The sequence below is a fragment of the Parafrankia sp. Ea1.12 genome (assembly GCF_900465275.1).
In the GTDB taxonomy this organism is placed as follows: domain Bacteria; phylum Actinomycetota; class Actinomycetes; order Frankiales; family Frankiaceae; genus Parafrankia; species Parafrankia soli.
Window position 1 is genome coordinate 1 of the sequence record NZ_UBIZ01000149.1, and the last position, 17,718, is coordinate 17,718.

Annotated in this window: 15 protein-coding genes and 1 pseudogene; 9 read left to right on the forward strand and 7 right to left on the reverse strand. The window is 69.9% G+C overall.

Annotation, left to right across the window (positions count from 1 at the left end):
- Window positions 1-182 precede the first annotated feature (182 nt).
- Complete coding sequence (locus FMEAI12_RS03985; protein ID WP_112105012.1) at window positions 183-2,531, forward strand: xanthine dehydrogenase family protein molybdopterin-binding subunit; 2,349 nt, start codon at window positions 183-185, stop codon at window positions 2,529-2,531.
- A 67-nt stretch (window positions 2,532-2,598) separates the two neighbouring features.
- Here FMEAI12_RS03985 and mftR read toward each other — a convergent pair whose 3' ends face one another.
- From mftR to mftD, 3 genes are all read right to left on the reverse strand, one after another.
- On the reverse strand, window positions 2,599-3,201 hold the full coding sequence (gene mftR, locus FMEAI12_RS03990; protein WP_235013678.1) for a mycofactocin system transcriptional regulator: 603 nt from the start codon (window positions 3,199-3,201) through the stop codon (window positions 2,599-2,601).
- Between the two features lie 112 nt (window positions 3,202-3,313).
- Window positions 3,314-4,114 carry a mycofactocin biosynthesis peptidyl-dipeptidase MftE gene (gene mftE / locus FMEAI12_RS03995; RefSeq protein WP_112105013.1) on the reverse strand — a complete coding sequence of 267 codons (801 nt, stop codon included), beginning with the start codon at window positions 4,112-4,114 and terminating at the stop codon, window positions 3,314-3,316.
- Complete coding sequence (gene mftD / locus FMEAI12_RS04000) at window positions 4,111-5,295, reverse strand: pre-mycofactocin synthase MftD (protein ID WP_112105014.1); 1,185 nt, start codon at window positions 5,293-5,295, stop codon at window positions 4,111-4,113. Before mftD ends, mftE begins: the two co-directional genes overlap by 4 nt.
- Window positions 5,296-5,702: 407 nt before the next feature.
- On the opposite strand from mftD, the gene FMEAI12_RS04005 reads away from it, so the two are divergent.
- Window positions 5,703-7,109, forward strand: coding sequence for an aldehyde dehydrogenase family protein (locus FMEAI12_RS04005; RefSeq protein ID WP_112105015.1), 1,407 nt, complete (start codon window positions 5,703-5,705; stop codon window positions 7,107-7,109).
- A 36-nt stretch (window positions 7,110-7,145) separates the two neighbouring features.
- Here the strand turns inward: FMEAI12_RS04005 and FMEAI12_RS04010 are convergent, their stop codons facing one another.
- Window positions 7,146-7,748: a TetR/AcrR family transcriptional regulator gene (locus FMEAI12_RS04010; RefSeq protein WP_071067183.1), complete on the reverse strand. Its 603-nt coding sequence runs from the start codon at window positions 7,746-7,748 to the stop codon at window positions 7,146-7,148.
- Window positions 7,749-8,157: 409 nt separating this feature from the next.
- On the opposite strand from FMEAI12_RS04010, the gene FMEAI12_RS37010 reads away from it, so the two are divergent.
- Together FMEAI12_RS37010 and FMEAI12_RS04020 are read left to right on the forward strand one after the other, a co-directional pair.
- Window positions 8,158-8,724, forward strand: a complete 567-nt coding sequence (locus tag FMEAI12_RS37010) for a hypothetical protein (protein WP_200835181.1) — start codon at window positions 8,158-8,160, stop codon at window positions 8,722-8,724.
- Between the two features lie 129 nt (window positions 8,725-8,853).
- A complete protein-coding gene (locus FMEAI12_RS04020; RefSeq protein WP_112105016.1) occupies window positions 8,854-9,474 on the forward strand; it encodes a YdeI family protein in 621 nt (206 codons plus the stop codon).
- Window positions 9,475-9,737: 263 nt separating this feature from the next.
- Here the strand turns inward: FMEAI12_RS04020 and FMEAI12_RS04025 are convergent, their stop codons facing one another.
- Window positions 9,738-10,430 carry a hypothetical protein gene (locus tag FMEAI12_RS04025; RefSeq protein ID WP_112105017.1) on the reverse strand — a complete coding sequence of 231 codons (693 nt, stop codon included), beginning with the start codon at window positions 10,428-10,430 and terminating at the stop codon, window positions 9,738-9,740.
- A gap of 122 nt (window positions 10,431-10,552) precedes the next feature.
- Here FMEAI12_RS04025 and FMEAI12_RS04030 point away from each other — a divergent pair.
- From FMEAI12_RS04030 to FMEAI12_RS04055, 5 genes and pseudogenes are all read left to right on the forward strand, one after another.
- A pseudogene (locus FMEAI12_RS04030) lies at window positions 10,553-10,693 on the forward strand (Tn3 family transposase); the annotation flags it as partial.
- Window positions 10,694-11,792: 1,099 nt separating this feature from the next.
- Complete coding sequence (locus tag FMEAI12_RS04040) at window positions 11,793-12,536, forward strand: SDR family NAD(P)-dependent oxidoreductase (protein WP_112105018.1); 744 nt, start codon at window positions 11,793-11,795, stop codon at window positions 12,534-12,536.
- 143 nt (window positions 12,537-12,679) lie between these two features.
- Window positions 12,680-13,951 carry an SRPBCC family protein gene (locus tag FMEAI12_RS04045; protein WP_071067177.1) on the forward strand — a complete coding sequence of 424 codons (1,272 nt, stop codon included), beginning with the start codon at window positions 12,680-12,682 and terminating at the stop codon, window positions 13,949-13,951.
- Entirely contained in the window at window positions 13,948-14,289 is a 342-nt protein-coding gene (locus tag FMEAI12_RS04050) for a hypothetical protein (RefSeq protein WP_368672051.1), read from the forward strand. The genes FMEAI12_RS04045 and FMEAI12_RS04050 overlap by 4 nt, the downstream gene beginning before the upstream one ends.
- Window positions 14,290-14,312: 23 nt before the next feature.
- Window positions 14,313-15,545, forward strand: coding sequence for an amidohydrolase family protein (locus FMEAI12_RS04055; protein WP_200835182.1), 1,233 nt, complete (start codon window positions 14,313-14,315; stop codon window positions 15,543-15,545).
- A 67-nt stretch (window positions 15,546-15,612) separates the two neighbouring features.
- Here the strand turns inward: FMEAI12_RS04055 and FMEAI12_RS04060 are convergent, their stop codons facing one another.
- Both FMEAI12_RS04060 and FMEAI12_RS04065 read right to left on the reverse strand, forming a co-directional pair.
- Complete coding sequence (locus FMEAI12_RS04060) at window positions 15,613-16,569, reverse strand: LLM class F420-dependent oxidoreductase (protein ID WP_071067175.1); 957 nt, start codon at window positions 16,567-16,569, stop codon at window positions 15,613-15,615.
- Window positions 16,570-16,703: 134 nt separating this feature from the next.
- On the reverse strand, window positions 16,704-17,718 hold a 1,015-nt coding region (locus tag FMEAI12_RS04065), incomplete at its 5' end, for a thiolase family protein (protein ID WP_146776634.1).

Below are 17,718 nucleotides of genomic sequence, written 5' to 3' on the forward strand. Positions count from 1 at the left end.
GGGCACGCACCATCCACCAGCCCGAACCCGAGCCCGTCAACCTGTTCGACGCCGCCGGCTCACCGGTCGTCAAGCGCCTCGCCCCGGTCCTCGTGGCCTTTGTCGCGGGCTGGTTGCTGAGCTCTCTGTTCCGCCAGGGTCGCGGCTGAGTTCCGCCTCTCCACTACCGTTCGAAGGGCGCCATGGGCAACCCCGCTGCCACGACAGCCACCGCCACGCCGACCGCCGCCCGTTACGCGGGCACCCGGGTGAACCGGGTCGAGGACCCACGACTGCTCACCGGGCAGGGAACCTACGTCGACGACGTGATGCGTCCGGGGATGCTTCACGCGTGCTTCGTGCGCAGCCCGTTCGCCCGCGCGCGCATCGTCGGCATCGACATCTCGGCGGCGGTGGAGCTGGAGGGCGTGCACGCGGTGTTCGTCGCCGCGGACCTCAACCCCGACATCCGCGAGCAGTGGTACGCGATCGTCGGCCGCGACAGCCCGGACACCCCGCGCCCGGCGCTCGCCCAGGACGAGGTCCGGTTCGTCGGTGATCCCGTCGCGCTCGTCATCGCGGACAACCGCTACATCGCGGAGGACGCCGTCGAGCTGGTGGACGTGGAGTACGACCCGCTGCCGCCGGTCGTGTACTACGTCGACGCACAGGAGTCGACGGAGCTTGTGCACGGGCAGTATCCGAACAACGTGGCCGGCCGGCTGGACAGCGGCGCGACGGATCAGGTGGACGAAGTGTGCGCCACCGCGGCGCTCGTCGTCGAGGAGACGATCTACCAGCAGGCGTACGCGCCCGTCCCGATGGAGACCCGCGGCATCGTCGTGGAATGGTCCGGCGGCGAGCTCACGATCTGGGCGGCATCGCAGTCGCCGCACGAGCTGCGGGCGTTCGCCGGGCGGCTCCTCGGCCTGCCGGAGCACCGTATCCGCGTGATCATGCGGGATGCCGGCGGTGGCTTCGGCCAGAAGGTCCTGGCTCTGCGCGAGGACATGTGCATGCTGCTCGTCGCGCGGAAGGTGCCGGCGCCGGTCAAGTGGATCGAGGACCGGCGGGAGAACCTCATGGCGGCCAACTCCGCGCGCCACGAGCACGGGGCCATGCGCTTCGCCTTCGACGAGGACGGCGTGATTCTCGCGGCGCAGATCGACCACGTCCAGGATGTGGGCGCCTATCCCACCCCGTGGCCGGTGGGCACCGCCGCCGCGGTCTGCCTGATGTTCCCCGGCCCCTACCGCGTCCCGGCCGCGGCCTGGTCGACGACGTCGGTGTTCTCCAACACGCTGGGTCGCAGCGCCTACCGGGGGCCGTGGCAGTACGAGTCCGTCGCCCGCGAGGTGCTGCTCGACGTGGCCGCGCGGCGGATGGGCATCGATCCCGTCGAGCTGCGCCGGCGCAACTTCCTGGCCCGTTCGGACATGCCGTACGTGAACCCGTGCCACATGCCGTACGACCACATGTCCCCGCGCGAGGTGTTCGAGAAGGCACTGGAGCACTTCGACTACGACGCGTTCCGCCGCGAGCAGGCCGAGGCCCGGGCGAACGGCCGTTACATCGGTATCGGCACCTGCAGCTACGTGGAGCCCACGACCTCCGCGATGGGCTTCTACGCGACGGAGGGCGCCACGGTCCGCATCGAGCCGAGCGGCACGGTCAACGTGTATCTCGCCGGCGGCTCGACGGGCAACAGCCTGGAGACCACCGCCGTGCAGATCGCCGCCGACACGCTCGGCGTCGACATCAGCGACGTCAACACGATCCAGGGGGACACCGCGATCACGCCCTTCGGCGGGGGGACCGGCGGCAGCCGCAGCGGTTCGATGATCGCTGGCGCGGTCGGGGTGACCGCGGGCGAGCTGCGCGAGCGCATCATCGCCATCGCGGCGCACCGCCTGGAGGCGGCGGCCGAGGACATCGAGCTCGCGGACGGGCGGGCCACCGTGCGCGGCACCCCCTCGATCGGCCTGTCGCTCGCCGAGATCGCGAACCTGGCCTACTTCGATCCCGCCGCGCTGCCGCCCGGTGTGCAGCCCGGGCTGGAGGCGAGCGGCCGGTACCAGGCGCAGGCGCCGATGCTGTGGGCCAACGCCACCCACGTCTGCACCTGCGAGGTGGACACCACGACCGGGGTCGTCACCTTCCTGCGCTACCTGGTCAGCGAGGACTGCGGCCCGCGGATCAACCCGAGCGTCGTCGAGGGCCAGATCGACGGCGGGACCGTGCAGGGCATCGGCGGGGCCCTCTACGAGCACCTGGCCTACGACGAGGACGCCAACCCGGTCGCCACCACGTTCATCGACTACCTGCTGCCGACCATCGCCGAGGTGCCGCTCATCGAGCACGTGCACGTCGAGACGCCGGGGCCGGGCCCGGGGGGGTACAAGGGCGTCGGTGAGGGCGGCGCGATCGGCGCGCCCCCGGCCGTCATCAACGCGGTCGCGGACGCACTCGCGCCGTTCGGCGTCTCCGTCACCCGCCTTCCGCTCACGCCGGCGGCGATCGTCGCGCTCCTCGACGAACGGACGGCCGGATAGGAGACCGACACCGGGCCGAATGCCGGTCGTCGCCATTCGGGCGGTGCGGTTCGTCGCCGGGCGAGCGTCACCCTGGCGAGCCGGCGAAGTATCCCCGCAGGCCGCGCAGGGCCTCGTCGAGGAACTCCTCGATCGTCCTGTCCTCGTGTTCCAGCCATTGTTCGTAGGCGGACAGGGCGAGCGCGAGGGTGACCTGGCCCACGGTACGCGGCAGCAGGTCGTCCGCGGTCAGATCGTGACGTTCGGCGACGTAGGAGGCTATGACCTCGCGCCACCGCCGGTACTTGAGAACGGAGTGGGCCTGCAGCGTGGGTGTTCTGAGCAGCAGGGTCATCCGTTGCCGGTGCTGGGCCGCGGCCTCGTGGTCCACGTGGTTGAAGGCGAGCACCGCGCGGTGCACGGCCTCGTGGACGGGGATGTCACGGGGCATGCCGGCCAGGGACTTCTGCAGTTCGACGAGGCTCTCGTCGAACTGCCCCCAGGGTATGTCGTTCTTGGACGGGTAGTACCTGAGCAGGGTCCTGCGCCCGACTCCCGCGGCGTCGGCGATCGCGTCCAGGGTGGTGGCGTCGAACCCCCGCTCGGTGAACACCGCGAAGGCCGCCCGCTCGATCGCGGCGTGATCGGTGACGGGTGGGCGGCCCTTCGGCCGTTTCGATGGGGTGGCCACGCGTACAAAATATGGGCGCTGTGACATCCGCGGGTCACGTCGGGTCTCCCGCTACGCCCGGGACGAGGGCGCGCCGTGATGCCCGTCGGCCGTCCGGGGTCGGGCCCCGCGTTCACAGCCGTGGCGCCGCGGGCAGGGGCGGGCGCAGGCGCCCGTCACTGGCGGCCTCGCCGCTGTGGATCAGCTCGCACACGTTGTCGACCATCCGGCGCAGGATGCGCTCTCCTTCCTGGGCGGTGGCGGCGGTCGGGTCGCCGAGCACCCCGGACGGGGCGACGGCGGCCACTCCGCCGGTGACCAGGGCGGGTAGCAGCTCGTCGAGGGAGGTGGTGTTACCGGCTGCGGCCCGGGTCATGTCCACCTGGTCGGGTGCCAGGTGGAGCATGAGCGAGGTCTCGGTGAACCCGGCGTGCGCGTCGGCGGCGTCGGCTTCGCACGGCACCCACGCCACGTCGTGCCGTTCCTCGCGCAGCTGGGTGACGGCTTCGGTGAGGCCACGCAGGTTGCCGCCGTGGGCGTTGACGAACACCACCGGGCCGGACCAGGTGGACATCGAGCGGATCAGCTCGACCAGTACCAGGTGCAGGACCGGGCCGCCGATGGAGATCGTGCCCGCGAACGACTGGTGCTCACCGCTGGCGGTGTAGGTGAGGGGTGGTGCGACCAGGACGGGTTCGGCGGGGCGCCGCCGGAGGAGGAGCTGCGCCGCGCCTTCGGCCACCGCGACCGCGATCGTGGTGTCGGTGACCAGGGGCAGGTGCGGCCCGTGCTGCTCGCAGGACCCCACCGGCACCAGGACGAGCGGCCTGCCGGCGATGTCGGTCCAGGCCTGCCCCGACAGTCCCGTCCGGCCCGCGTCCGTTCGTGCCGCGTCTGCCCGGCCCGTGTCCGTCCTGCCCGCTCCGGTGGTCATCGCGCGGGCGCCGCGCCGAGCGTGCGGGGGAAGCCGTCGGGTACCAGGACGTCGTCCGGGGTCAGTTCGTGGATGGAGGAGTGCCCGAGGGACAGCAGGGCGGAGTCGATGCCGTTGCGCAGGACGTCCAGGACGTTCTCGACCCCGGCCTGCCCGCCGGCGGCCAGGCCCCACAGGTAGGCGCGGCCGATCATGACCGCCCGCGCGCCGAGCGCGAGTGCCTTCACGACGTCCCCGCCCCGGCGGATGCCCCCGTCCATGAGCACCTCGACGTCGGTACCGACCGCGTCCACGACCGCGGCCAGGGCCCGGATCGGGGCCGGAGTGCTGTCGAGGTTGTTGCCGCCGTGGTTGGAGACCGAGATCGCGCTGACCCCGGCGTCGCGGGCGCGGCGGGCGTCGTCCACCCGGGAGACGCCCTTGAGCATGAACGGCCCGTCCCACTGCTGGCGTAGCCAGGCGATGTCCTCCCAGCTCGGCGGGGGTGTCTGCATCCATTCGCCGTACGCGCCGAAGAACACCGGGGCCTGCTGGCCGGGTTCGGCCAGGTTCGGCACGCTCAGGTCGGGAAGCCGTCCGGTGCGCAGGTACTGGAGCAGCCACGCGGGCCGGGACACGCCCTGGGGTGCCAGCTTGACCATGGTCTTCAGGTCGAGCCGCTCGGGGATCCACGGGCTGCCCCAGTCGCGGCTGTGCGAGAACGACCAGTCCAGGGTGACGATCAGGCCGACCGCTCCGGCCTGCCGGGCGTGCTCCATCCGCCGGATCATCCAGTCCCGGGTGCCCATCCAGTACATCTGGAAGAACGTCTGCGGGTTGGCGGCGATGACGTCCTCGATCGGCTTGCTGGCGAACGAGGACAGGCCCATGGCGGTGCCCCGCGCGGCGGCGGCCCGCGCGACCGCCACCTCGCCGTCGGGGTGCACCGCCTGCACCCCGGTCGGGGAGATGACCACCGGTAGGGAGATCGGCTGGCCCAGGACCGTGGTCTGCTGATCACGCTTGGGGGACAGCCCCGCCACGTGCGGCGCGAAGCCGAGCTCGTCGAACGCCGCGGTGTTGTCCCGGTAGGACACGCCGGCCTCCGAGCCGGCCAGCAGCGCGCTGTACACCGACTTCGGCAGCCTGCGCCGCGCACGCCGTTGTGCCTCGGCGACCGACTCGAACCATGTGCTGCTCATGCTCCACCTTTCGCGGCGCTCCCACGGGAGCAGCCGAGTGCGATCTCGTCTCAGCAGGCGGGGGGCGAACCCGGCCAGCGGGCTCTCGGCACACGCCGAGACCGGCGGTGCCGCCGGCGCGCGCCGGAGCGGATCAGCCAGCGCGTCCTGCCCGCGGCCTCCTCCCGGCGAGGAGCCGCTGTTCCCGGCATGCGAGAACATTAATGGCACTCGGGGCTAAAATGAAGCCCTGTCCCGAAATCGGGCGACCTGATCCCGCGGTTGCGTCAGGGCCAGGTTGGCGGGGCGCCCCGCGCGGTTCGCCGGTCGTATGTCCCTTGACGCGCGGATCCGGGTGGCACTAAACAGCTGTTTAGTGCGGTCGACGGTGCGTCACCAGCACTTCGAGCAGGGATGCGGAGGGGATCATGCCCGACGTCTCGATGATCATAGCCGGGGAGCGTCGAGCTGCCCGGTCGACCTTCGGTGTCGTGAACCCGGCGACGGGCGAGGTCCACGCGCAGGCTCCGGACTGCACCGCGGAGCAGCTGGACGAGGCGTTCGACGCCGCGGCGAAGGCCTTCGTCGGCTGGCGCGGGGACGAGGACGCGCGTCGGGCCGCCCTCGCCGAGGCCGCGAATCGACTCACGGCCTCGGCGGACCAGATCGGCCCGGTCCTGACCGCCGAGCAGGGCAAGCCCCTGAAGTCGGCGAAAAGGGAGGCGTTCGGAGCCGGCTACTGGCTCAAGTACTTCTCCCAGCTGGAGATACCTCGAGAGGTCATCCAGGACGACGCCCGTGCCCGCGTCGAGGTCGTGCGCCGCCCGGTGGGGGTCGTCGCGGCCATCACCCCGTGGAACTTCCCGATCATGCTGGCGACCTGGAAGATCGCGCCTGCGCTGCTCGCCGGGAACACGATGGTGCTCAAGCCATCACCGTTCACGCCTCGCAGCACCCTGCTGATGGCCGAGATCCTCAGCGAGGTGTTCCCGCCGGGCGTGCTCAACGTCGTGTCCGGGGGAGACGAGCTGGGTAGGTGGATGACCTGGCACCCCACCCCGCGCAAGATCAGTTTCACCGGGTCGATCGCGACCGGCAAGCACATCGCCGCCTCGGCGGCCCCAGACCTCAAGCGCCTCACCCTAGAGCTCGGCGGCAACGATCCCGCGATCCTGCTCGATGATGTCGACCCCGCCGCCATCGTGGAGAAGCTGTTCCGGGGCGCCTTCGACAACAGCGGGCAGGTCTGCTCCGCCATCAAACGCCTCTACGTCCCCGAGGCGCTGCACGATCAGGTCGCCGACGCCCTCGCCGCCCGTGTCGCGGCGGCCAGGGTCGGTGACGGCATGGATCCGGACACCGAGCTCGGGCCGGTCCAGAACCGGCCGCAGTACGAGCGGGTCGGCGAGCTCGTGGCCGACGCGCTCGCGGGCGGCGCGACCGCGCTCACCGGCGGGGCCCCGGTCGGCGGCCCCGGCTACTTCTTCCAGCCCACCGTGATCACCGGGGCGGTGGAAGGCACCCGGATCGTCGACGAGGAACAGTTCGGCCCGGTGCTGCCGATCCTCCCGTACCGCGACGTCGACGAGGTCGTGGCCCGGGCCAACGCGACGACCTTCGGACTCTCGGGGTCGGTGTGGTCCGCGGACCCCGACCGGGCCGGCGCCGTGGCCGAGCGGCTGGAGTGCGGAACCGCCTGGGTCAACGCCCATGTCGCCCTCGGGCCTCACCAGCCTTTCGGCGGGGCGAGGTGGAGCGGACTCGGAGTGGAGAACGGCCCCTGGGGACTGGCCGGCTACACCGACATCCAGGTCCAGCACCGCGCCAGAGGCTGAGGCCGCCGTCAGACTGGCCGGCACGTTCGACTGCTGTCATGGCTCGCTGCCGGCCTCCGTCGAGGTTTCGAAACGCTGCAACAACCGTTCCACGAGAGCCAGTGCCTCGGTGTGGCCGTCGGTGATCCCGAGCATGTCCTCCGCCACGAAGCCACGGCTGACGACTCCGATCATGAACAGGATGATGGTGGGTGAGACCTGGGCCGGGTCGACTCCGCACTCCTCCAGCCGGCTCGAGAGGAGTTCGGTCTGCAGGCGCCGGAACTGCTTCGCGTACTCCGCGATCTCCTGGCGGATGCTCTTGCGGTGGTTCGCGAGCGCCATGAACTCGGTCAGCAGCGACGTGCCCGCGGGCTCGATGCTGGACTCCCACAGTCCGCGCAACGGTTGAGGTGATGTCAGGACGCGTCTCTGACGTTCGAGGTTCTTCTCGGCGCCGCGCCGGAAGAGAGCGAGGAACAGGTCATCCAATGTCGGGAAGTAATAGTGGATCAGTGCGGGTGTGACGCCGGCCGCGCTGGCCACACTGCGTGAGCTCACCGCGGCGTAACCCTCGTTTCGCATCAGTCGTTCGGTGGCGTCGAGCAGGAGCACGCGAGTCTTCGAGCTCTCGGTGCCGGTACGGCGTGGCGTGGTCATGTCCTCATTCTGGTTGACGCCGGCACGCAGCCATGCTGAACTTTTGTTCAGCGCGACGTGGGGAGAGTCTCACCGATCCGGCGCAGCTGGGTCGATCGTCCCGATGGCTGCCCCGGCGAGCCTCCGGCGCACGCCGACGTCCCCTGACGGTGGGTGACAGGCGAGGGTGGCGGTGTGACCTGCCGCGCGATCGCTCGCTGGTAATCCCCGACAAAGATCGCGGAGAGGGCTCCCCTGGTATCCCTTATCAGGATCCGGTGTTCTGCACGGCGGCAAGGGACGGGCTTGGCCGACCGTGCCAGAAGATTGCCAGGTCGTCACGGGCCCGGGTTGCGGCCACGAACAGCAGGGATGCGGCTGCGGTCGCTCGTTCGGAGGACTGTCCTCGCACCGTGCGACGACAACCGCGATGGTCCGCGACATCGCCATGCTGACGCGCGGCTCCTACCTCGATGCACTACGGGCGAGTCTCGTCGACCAGGGCTGGGTTACCGTGTCCGCTGATTCACTGGCTGCCGGGATGGCTCGACTCGTCCATGACTGGCCCGTCGGTGCCGTGGCGGAACGCAGACTCGACACCGGGGGTGCCTGGCAGATCGTTGATCCGAAGATGCCCGCGGTCGGTGCGGAATGGACCACCATTACCGGCGCCAAGGTCATGCTGGACCCGAAGACCAAGGGTTTGCACAAACCGTGCGCCGCGATGAAGCTCCTGCCCGCGCTGCCCGAGCTGAAACCCGTAGGAAAGCCCGTCGAGTACGTTCACATGAGTGAGATGGTGTTCATCGGAGAGAGCGTGGAGGTCTTCGACGACCCGGACGGCCCCAAGGACGCGGACTACCGCGAGATGCGGGTCTGGAAGGGCACGGGCGCCAGCTGTTCCTGGACCGCTCACTCCTGCCGCCCCTGCGAGACCCGCATTCCGTACCTGATCTGCGACGTCCCCACCAACATGATCGGAGAACCGGCCGGCTGAGGAGCCCGCCGGATAGTCGCACATCAGCCCGGCAGAGCGCCGTGGCCCGGGCGCAGGAATCCGCTGACGTGACCCCGGCCGTGCTCATCGTCTGCAGGTCATGTCGGCGCCGTCCATACGATGAAGCCCATGAACGCGGGTGACGGGGCGGCCGGAGCGGAGTCTCGAACCAGCGCCGAGCCGGAGGTGCTGGTCGTCGCCGATGCCGCGGCGTGGCGGGCATGGCTGGACGTGAACGAGGCCGTCTCCGACGGGGTGTGGCTGTTGCTGGCGAAGAAGGGCACCACGTCTCCGACCTCGCTGAGCTACGACCTCGCGCTCCAGGAGGCGTTGTGCAGCGGCTGGATCGACGGGCAGAAGAAGAGCATGGATGCGATGACCTTCCGGCAGCGGTTCACCCCACGCCGCAGGGCCTCGCTGTGGTCCGAGCGGAACATCGGCCTCGTGACGCGTCTGACGGAGGAAGGCCGGATGCGTCCCCGCGGGCACGCCGAGATCGAGGGCGCGAAGGCGGACGGACGCTGGGACCGGGCCTATCCGGGAGCTGCGAGGGCGCAGGTCCCGGATGACCTGGCGGCCGCGCTGACCGCCTCATCGGCTGCGGCGTCGGCGTTCGCGGGTTTGAACGGCCGTAACCGTTATGCGGTCCTGCACAGGATCATGACCGCGCCGAGTCCGTCGAGCCGGGCGAATCGCCTGGCGACGCTCGTCGGGATGCTCGAACGCGGCGAGACGCCTTACCCGCAGTGACCGGGTCGGATGCCGCGGCCTGCGTGACGACGACGTGATGCGGCTGCACCAAGTCCGCTTCGGGGTGACCAACCGACTTTCGACGTGCTTTACGAGCTTGGAGACGGACGGGCCGGGCACGACCTGGCTGACCGTGAGGTCCGCGGTCCGCAGCGAGATCTCCCTACGATCTTCTGGGTGATCTCTGGAGCCTTCTTGAGATCCTCAATTGATTCTTGGACCGGGGGAGTCATACCAGGCAGGTGCGCACCTCCGCGCCGTACTCACGTGTCGATCAGTAGCTGGTCGCGTGCGGTAGCGAACAGTTGCTGTTGGGCCGCCAGCTTCGTGGGCGTGGCAGCGGTGTCGAAGAGCAGCTGGTAGACATGGCCTGCTTTGCCCGCGACGAACAGCTCGACACGCTTACGGGGTTCGGCCTGGCCGGCCCAGTGATAGTCGATTTCCAGCCAGAGGGCGTCCTTGCCGCTCTGCCGGGTCGGGTGGGTGACGACCGTGAGGTCGGCCATGGAGGACTCGGTCGTGTCGCGGTACCAGGCGAGCTGTCCGGCAGAGGCAGCCTCGGGCGTCGATCCATACGAGGTGTCCCGCTTGACGCTCATGGCGTGGCCCTCGTTCGGGGAGTGCCAGGTGCTCTGGAGATCGTTGTCGACCACCTGAGTCCAGCCGTCCGGAACGGCGAAGGTGACGCTGAGACCGGGTGCGCTGACACGGCGCCAGCCACTTGGCAACACGGGCGGAGGAGACGCCTCCGGACCGGTCGGCGTGGCCGACGTGGTCGACGCGGATGAGGCCGGTGCGGCCGGCGTCTCGGAAACGCCCGAGGTCACGGGGGCACCGGCACCGTAGGCGAGGGACTGGTTAAGTGATGAACCACCGGTGAGCGGTACTCCGAACACCGCTAACAGAAGACCAGCCACGGCGACAATCGCCGAGACCAACGCGGCGATTTCCCCCACACTCATCCGCCGCCCCGCGTCACCCGGACTAATCACTTGGCTCCCCCGCCCCCTATATCACCTGCGCCATGGTGACATTCAACCGCGCGGTCCACACCCAGTTCACCTTCCAGGAATCCCACCACCGCCTGGCCCGCAAGATCTTCCATGGGCAGCGCGGGGAACTGCGCCAGGCCTACCGGGAAGGCCAGGAAGACCAGCTCGGCGCGCTGGGCCTGGTCCTCAACGCTGTCGTGCTGTGGAACACCCGCTACCTCGCCGCCGCAGCCGCACTGGCCGGGCACCTCCGCCAGATCGTCGTCGGCCAGGGGAGCGGGATCAGTCACGGGACCGATGATCCCGCGCGTCCCGCACCGGCGGTGTGGGCCGGAGCTGGCCGCGTACGAGGAGGGCTTCGTCACGGCGTGCGCCGCGACGGCACGAGGCACCGTGTGCGCCGTCCGGGACCCGGATACCGCGCACCCGAGCGCCCCGAAACCGCCGGCGCTGTGGCAAGTTGCCGAATGAACGTGGCCTGGTGTCGGAACCGCGCGAGTCGTGGGATGCCGAGCCCGTCCTATATCCAGGTGAGCCGGTGAGCACCGGGCGAGGAAAGGCCGGCGGCTCCGGTCGGACTGCCGGAGCCGCTACGGCTGCGCACCCTCCGCCGGCGGCTCGATGATGAGCTCCGGCATCCAGCCGCCCGCCGACGTGGCCAGCTCCTCGACGAAGTCGTCATCGGTACCCCCCGCAACCGCGGGGCTGGTACGAGGCCGAAAAAGTGGTATCCGCCCCACGCCGCCAGCAGCATGACGGTGGTCGGGTGGTCCTTCCGCGGCAGCGGCTCGCTCTGGCTGGTCAGTGCGGCGCCGAGTGTGTCACGGATCTCGGGAACGCGATCGCCCTCGCTCAGCAGCAGGCGGAACAGCCGGTCGAACCGGCGAATGCCGCGGAACATCCTTCGCGGGACCAGAACCTTTGCCTGCTGCGGGTCGTCGACCACGGGCATCGGTTGCCGGTCAGCGGCCGAAACCAGCACAGAATTGGCCGGACATGCAAAGACGGCCAAGGGTGTGGCGGCGATGATGAGCCGGCAGGGCACCGTCGGCGAACTCGGGAAGCAGGCGGCATCGGCCGGAAAATCCGGCAAACGGCGCCGCCCGGGCCCGGTGCCGTTGTCGTATGCAGAGTTCCGAGCGCGTCATCGCGGCGGTCCGGCGGACTCCGCGACGGGCGACGACGAAGGTGGGTGCGCATGGCTGACTTCACGAGCCACCATTCGTGGGTCTCGGCCGCGGTCTCAGCGGTGGAGCACGACCTTTGCCCAGGAGGCGCGGCGCGCTTCGTCGCCGTCGCGCCGTCACGGGCAGCGGGCGGTTCCAGATGAAGCGGGTCGCCGTGGTGACGGGCGGTGCGTCGGGGATGGGGCTTTCCATCTGCCGGCATCTCGCCGACCGGGGCCACAGAGTCGCCGTGGTCGATCGCAACGGTTCGGCCGCGCGGCAGGCCGCGAAGGAGCTGGCCGCGGACGGGGCGGAGGCGTTGGCGTGCGAGGTCGACGTCACCAGCCGTCCGGCCGTGGAGAACGCGCTGAGCCAGGTCCGCGAGGAGTTCGGCCCGGTGGAGATACTGGTCACGAGCGCGGGGCTCGCGGCGTTCGAGCCCTTTGCCGAGATCACACTCGAGTCCTGGAACAGGGTGATCGAGGTGAATCTCACCGGGACTTTCCACTGCGTTCAGGCTGTGATCCCTGATATGGTCGCGGCGCGGTGGGGTCGTATCGTGACCCTCTCGTCGTCAAGCGCTCAGCGGGGTTCGCCCCGCATGGTCCACTACGCCGCGTCCAAAGGTGCCGTCATCGCCATGACGAAGGCCCTCGCGCGGGAGTACGCGTCGTTCGGGATCACGGTGAACAGCATCCCGCCGTCGAGTATCGACACACCGATGTCCCGCAGCGCCCAGGCGGCCGGCGACCTGCCGGACAGCGGGGTCCTGGTGAACGCGATCCCGGTGGGCCGGCTGGGGACGGGTGATGACATAGCCGCCGCCTGCGCCTTTCTCTGCTCCGATGGCGCCGGTTTCATCGCCGGCCAGGTCCTCGGGGTGAACGGCGGGAGTGTCATGTGACGGCGGGCCCGATGCCGCGCCGACCCCCGTACCGCCACCTGGCAGCCGTGCCCGACAGAGCCGACCCACAGGCCGACCCACCGAGCTGACCCGGAGCCGGATCCGCGTCCGGCAGCGGACCCACCCGAAACGGAGGAATGACTGTGGCACGATGGCCGAAGCCGGCTGAGGGAAGCTGGACGGAACACTACCCGGAGCTGGGAACCGGGCTGGTGTCGTACGAGGACTCGATCTCGCCCGATTTCTACGCGCTGGAACGGGATGCGATCTTCAGGCGTGCCTGGCTGAACGTGGGCCGGGTCGAGCAGTTACCGCGCAGCGGGAGCTACTTCACCAAGGAGATCGAGGCCGCCAGGGCCTCGATCGTCGTCGTGCGCGACAACGACGGTCAGGTCCGGGCCTTCCACAACATCTGTCGCCATCGCGGCAACAAGCTGGTGTGGAACGACTTCCCGCGGGAGGAGACCGCCGGTAGCTGTCGCCAGTTCACCTGCAAGTACCACGGCTGGCGGTACGGCCTGGACGGCGCCGCCACCTTCGTGCAGCAGGAGGGCGAGTTCTTCAACCTGGACAAGAAGGACTTCGGCCTCGTCCCGGTGCACTGCGACGTCTGGTCCGGATTCATTTTCGTCAATCTGGCGAAGGAGCCCGAACAGTCGCTGCCCGATTTCCTCGGCCCGATGGTCACCGCGCTCGGCGGATATCCGTTCGACACGATGACCGAGCGCTTTTACTACCGCGCTGAGGTCGGCGCGAACTGGAAGCTGTTCATGGACGCCTTTCAGGAATTCTACCATGCGCCCATTCTGCACGCCCGGCAGACGCCGTCGAAGTTCTCGACGGCGGCGCAGCAGGCGGGGTTCGAGGCGCCGCACTACCGCATCGACGGCCCGCATCGGCTGGTCAGCACGGCCGGTATCAAGGCGTGGGAGCTGGATCCGGAGATGCGCAAGCCGATGGAGGACATCACCCGCAGCGGCCTGTTCGGGCCCTGGGACGAACCGGATCTCGGCGTCGAGAAGATGCCGGCGGGTCTCAACCCGGCCGGCTGCGAGCCGTGGGGTCTGGACTCGTTCAATCTCTGGCCGAACTTCGTGATTCTGATCTGGGCGGGTGGCTGGTATCTCACCTACCATTACTGGCCGACGTCGCACAACACGCACACCTTCGAGGGGAACCTGTATTTCGTTCCCTCCCGGAACGCGCGGGACCGGGTTGCCCGCGAGATGGCCGCGGTGACCTTCAAGGAGTACGCGCTGCAGGACGCCAACACGCTGGAGGCGACGCAGTCGATGCTCGAGTCCCGGGCTGTCGCCGAGTTCCCGCTGAACGACCAGGAGGTTCTCTGCCGGCACCTGCACAAGGTCGCGGCCGACTGGGTCGGGGAATACCAGCACAACGGCGCGGGGGCGTGAGCCCGATGCCGACCCTGCTGCCGGGCGAGTTCGCCGATCTTGAGCCCTACGCCACGGTCTGGTGCCTGGCGACGGAGGCCGAGCGCTACGGGAGACGGCTCGCCGGCTCGATGCCGGAGATGCAGGAGTTCTACGACGCGATCACCCCACGCGCCGAGGCCGCGATCGCGTACTGCGACCGTTTTCCGTTGGACGAGATGCCGGAGACGGCGCTGAACCTCCTGCACCTGCTGTACTCGATGATCAGCGTGTCCTTCGCGGTCGAGGCGTGGAAGCAGCCGCGGATTCCCGATTCCGGCGCCGCCGCGGTCGACTGCGTCATCGAGCCGGTCCCGTGACCGGCGTACCTGGTGCTACCGGCGTGACCGTTCTGCGCGCGGCGCGCTGGGTCGACGTCGACGCGGGGACGGTGCGGTCGCCCGCGGTCGTGGTGGTCGAGGGGAACCGCATCACCGCGGTGAACCCGGCCGCGCCGCCCACCGACGCGACCGAGATCGATCTGGGCGATCTCACCCTGCTGCCGGGCCTGATGGACATGGAGATCAATCTCCTCCTCGGTGGCCCCGAGAACCCGACGGGCCTGCCGAACCCGCTGCACGGCGTCCAGGACGACCCGGTGTACCGGACCCTGCGGGCGACGGTGAACGCCCGTACCACGCTGCTGGCCGGTTTCACGACGGTGCGCAACCTCGGGCTGATGGTCAAGACCGGAGGGTACCTGCTGGACGTGGACCTGGCCCGGGCGATCGAGGCGGGCTGGGCGCAGGGGCCCCGGATCGTGGCCGCCGGTCACGCGATCACGCCCACCGGCGGGCACCTCGACCCGACGATGTTCCAGCGGCTCGCGCCGCACATCATGCCGCTGGGCGTCGAGGAGGGAATCGCCAACGGCGTCCCGCAGGTGCGCGCGGCGGTCCGCTACCAGATCAAGTACGGCGCCGGGGTCATCAAGATCTCGGCGTCGGGCGGGGTGATGTCGCACAGCACCGCCGCCGGCGCGCAGCAGTACTCCGACGAGGAGATCGCGGCCATCGTCGACGAGGCCCACCGGGCGGGGCTCAAGGTGGCTGCCCACGCCCACGGCGACGCGGGCATCCGGGCCTGTGTCCGGGCCGGGGTGGACTGCATCGAGCACGGCTCACTCGCCAGCGACGACACCATCCGGATGATGGTCGACCACGGGACCTTCCTCGTCCCCACCAGCTATCTGTCGGAAGGCCTCGACATCTCGAAGGCGCCGCCCGCGCTCCAGGCGAAGGCCGCGGAGGTCTTCCCCCGGGCTCGGCGGACGCTGGGTAGGGCCATCGAGGCCGGGGTGCGGATCGCGTGCGGCACCGACGCGCCCGCCATCCCGCACGGGCACAACGCGAAGGAGCTGTGGGCTCTGGTCGACCGCGGCATGACCGCGATGCAGGCGCTGCGGGCCGCCACGGTCACCAGCGCCGAGCTGATCGGTGTCGATGACCGCGGCCGCCTGGCGGCTGGTCTGCTGGCCGACATCATCGCGGTTCCCGGAGATCCATCCGATGACATCACGGCCACGCAGGACGTGCGGTTCGTGATGAAGGACGGTCTCGTCTACAAGAACGAGTAGTACGGGCGTGGCGCTGGACCAGACCAGACGACCGGACCGCGGCCGGCTGGTTCCAGCGCCACCTGGCTCACATCTGGGAGCAGAGCGTCGCGAGGAAAGCCTGTGTCCGCCGCTGGGACTCGACGCGCTCGGCGCGGTCGGCTCCGAGCGCGACCACGCGGGCCGCGAGGTCGGTGACTCCCGCGTCGCGGAAGCCGCGCAGGCGTTCCACGATGGCGGATTCGTCGCCGACGGCCATGACGTCGCCGACGTCCCTGGCATCCCCGTGGTCGAGGAGCCGCTTGTAGTTGGGCGAGTAGTCGGCGTGCCCGAGGACCTCGTTCGCCGCGGAGCGCGCGGCGTCGACCTCGCCGGCGGGGCACAGGGCGACCGGAACCCCGGCGACGATGCGCGGTGCCGGTCGCCCGGCGTCGGTCGCGGCCTTCGTGATGCGCGGGACGACATAGTCGCCGATGGCCCGCTCGTCCGCCATCCAGAGAATGGTTCCGGAGGTCTGCTCGCCGGAGATGCGGAGCATGACCGGCGCCAGCGCCGCTATCAGGGTCGGCGTCGGGACGAGGTCGGTGACGTCGAGCGGGCTGTGTACCCGGTAGGTGTCGTTGTCGACGTCGATCCGCCCCGGCCCGGCGAACGCCGCGTTCAGCACCTGGAGGTAGTTCCGCACCAGGTGGGCGGGGCGTTCGTAGGAGAGGCCGAGCTGGTCCTCGATGATCCAGTGGTGTGACGGCCCGATCCCCAGCGTGAAACGCCCCTCGCAGACCGCCTGGGTGGACAGCACCTGCTGGGCCATGACGACCGGATGGCGGGTCTGGACCGGCACGACCGCGGTGCCCAGCTCGATGCGACGCGTCGCCTGGCCCATCAACGTGACCACGGTCAGCGCGTCGAAGTAACCGGGAATCTGCGGCATCCACATCGAGGCGAAGCCCGCCTCCTCCGCGCTCTGGGCGTCGGCGATGAAACCGCGCACCCTCTCCCGGTACTGCCGGTCCCTGTCGGAACCGATCATCAGGCCGATTCGCATTGGTGCCTCCTGGGATCTGGGACGGGGATTACCCGGGACAAGGTCGCTATGTCACTTCTCCTTCGCCAGCGGTCCTGGGTGAACAGCGGTCCTGGGCGAACAGCGGTCCTGGGCGAACAGCGGTCACTGGTGAATCAGCGGTCACTGGTGAACAGGAACGCCTGGGCGAGCGGGCCGCCGCCGCCCGTGACGAGGCCGACCTCGGCGCCGGCGACCTGCCGCGCGCCGGCCTGCTCCCGCAACTGAAGGAAGGTCTCGTAGGCCAGGCCGAAGCCGAGGTAGCGGCCCTCTGACAGTTGGCCGCCGGAGGTGTTGAGCGGCAGATCACCGGTGCGGGCGATGCGCGTGCCACCTTCCACGAACGGGCCCGCCTCGCCGCGGCCGCAGAAGCCGAGTGCCTCGAGCCACAGCAGGACGAAGATGCTGAACCCGTCGTAGAGACCCGCGACGTCGACGTCGGCGGGCCGCAGCGAGGTACGCGACCAGAGCTGCTCGGCGGCTTTCGTCGCGGCCATGACGTCGAAGTCCGGCCAGAACTCCCAGCTCGAGGTCATCGGCCGCCCGCCGCCGAGGGCCTCGAAGAAGACGGGCCGGTCGACGTCGCGCCGGTGGTCGGCGTGCGAGACGACGAAGGCGATCGACCCGTCCGCCGGGATGTCGCAGTCGAACAGGCACAGCGGTTCGCTGATCATCCGTGCCGCGAGGTAGTCGTCGATCGTCATCGGGTCGCGGTAGATCGCGTCCGGGTTGTCCGCGGCGTTGCGCCGGTCGTTCACGGCGACCCAGCCGAGCTGCTCCCGGGTGGTGCCGTAGCGGTCGAAGTGGTGCTGGGCCCACAGCGCGGCGAACTGCACGGGCGAACCCACCCCGTAGGTGGCCTTCCACGGCGCGGCCCCGGCCCCGGGCCCGGCCATCACGGCTGGACGGCGGCCGGTGCCCTGGCTGGTCGCCTCCCCGACGGTCCGGTAGACCAGCACATGCCGGGCGAGGCCGGTGGCCACCGCGTGGGCGGCGATTCCGAGGATTCCGATGACGTTGGCGCCGTCGCCGCAGCCGAGGATCCATGACAGGTCCAGCCGCAGGAGGGTGTGGAGGTCGCCGACCCGGGGGCCGCCGAAGCCGTGCGGGGCGGGGTGGTCGGGCCAGGAG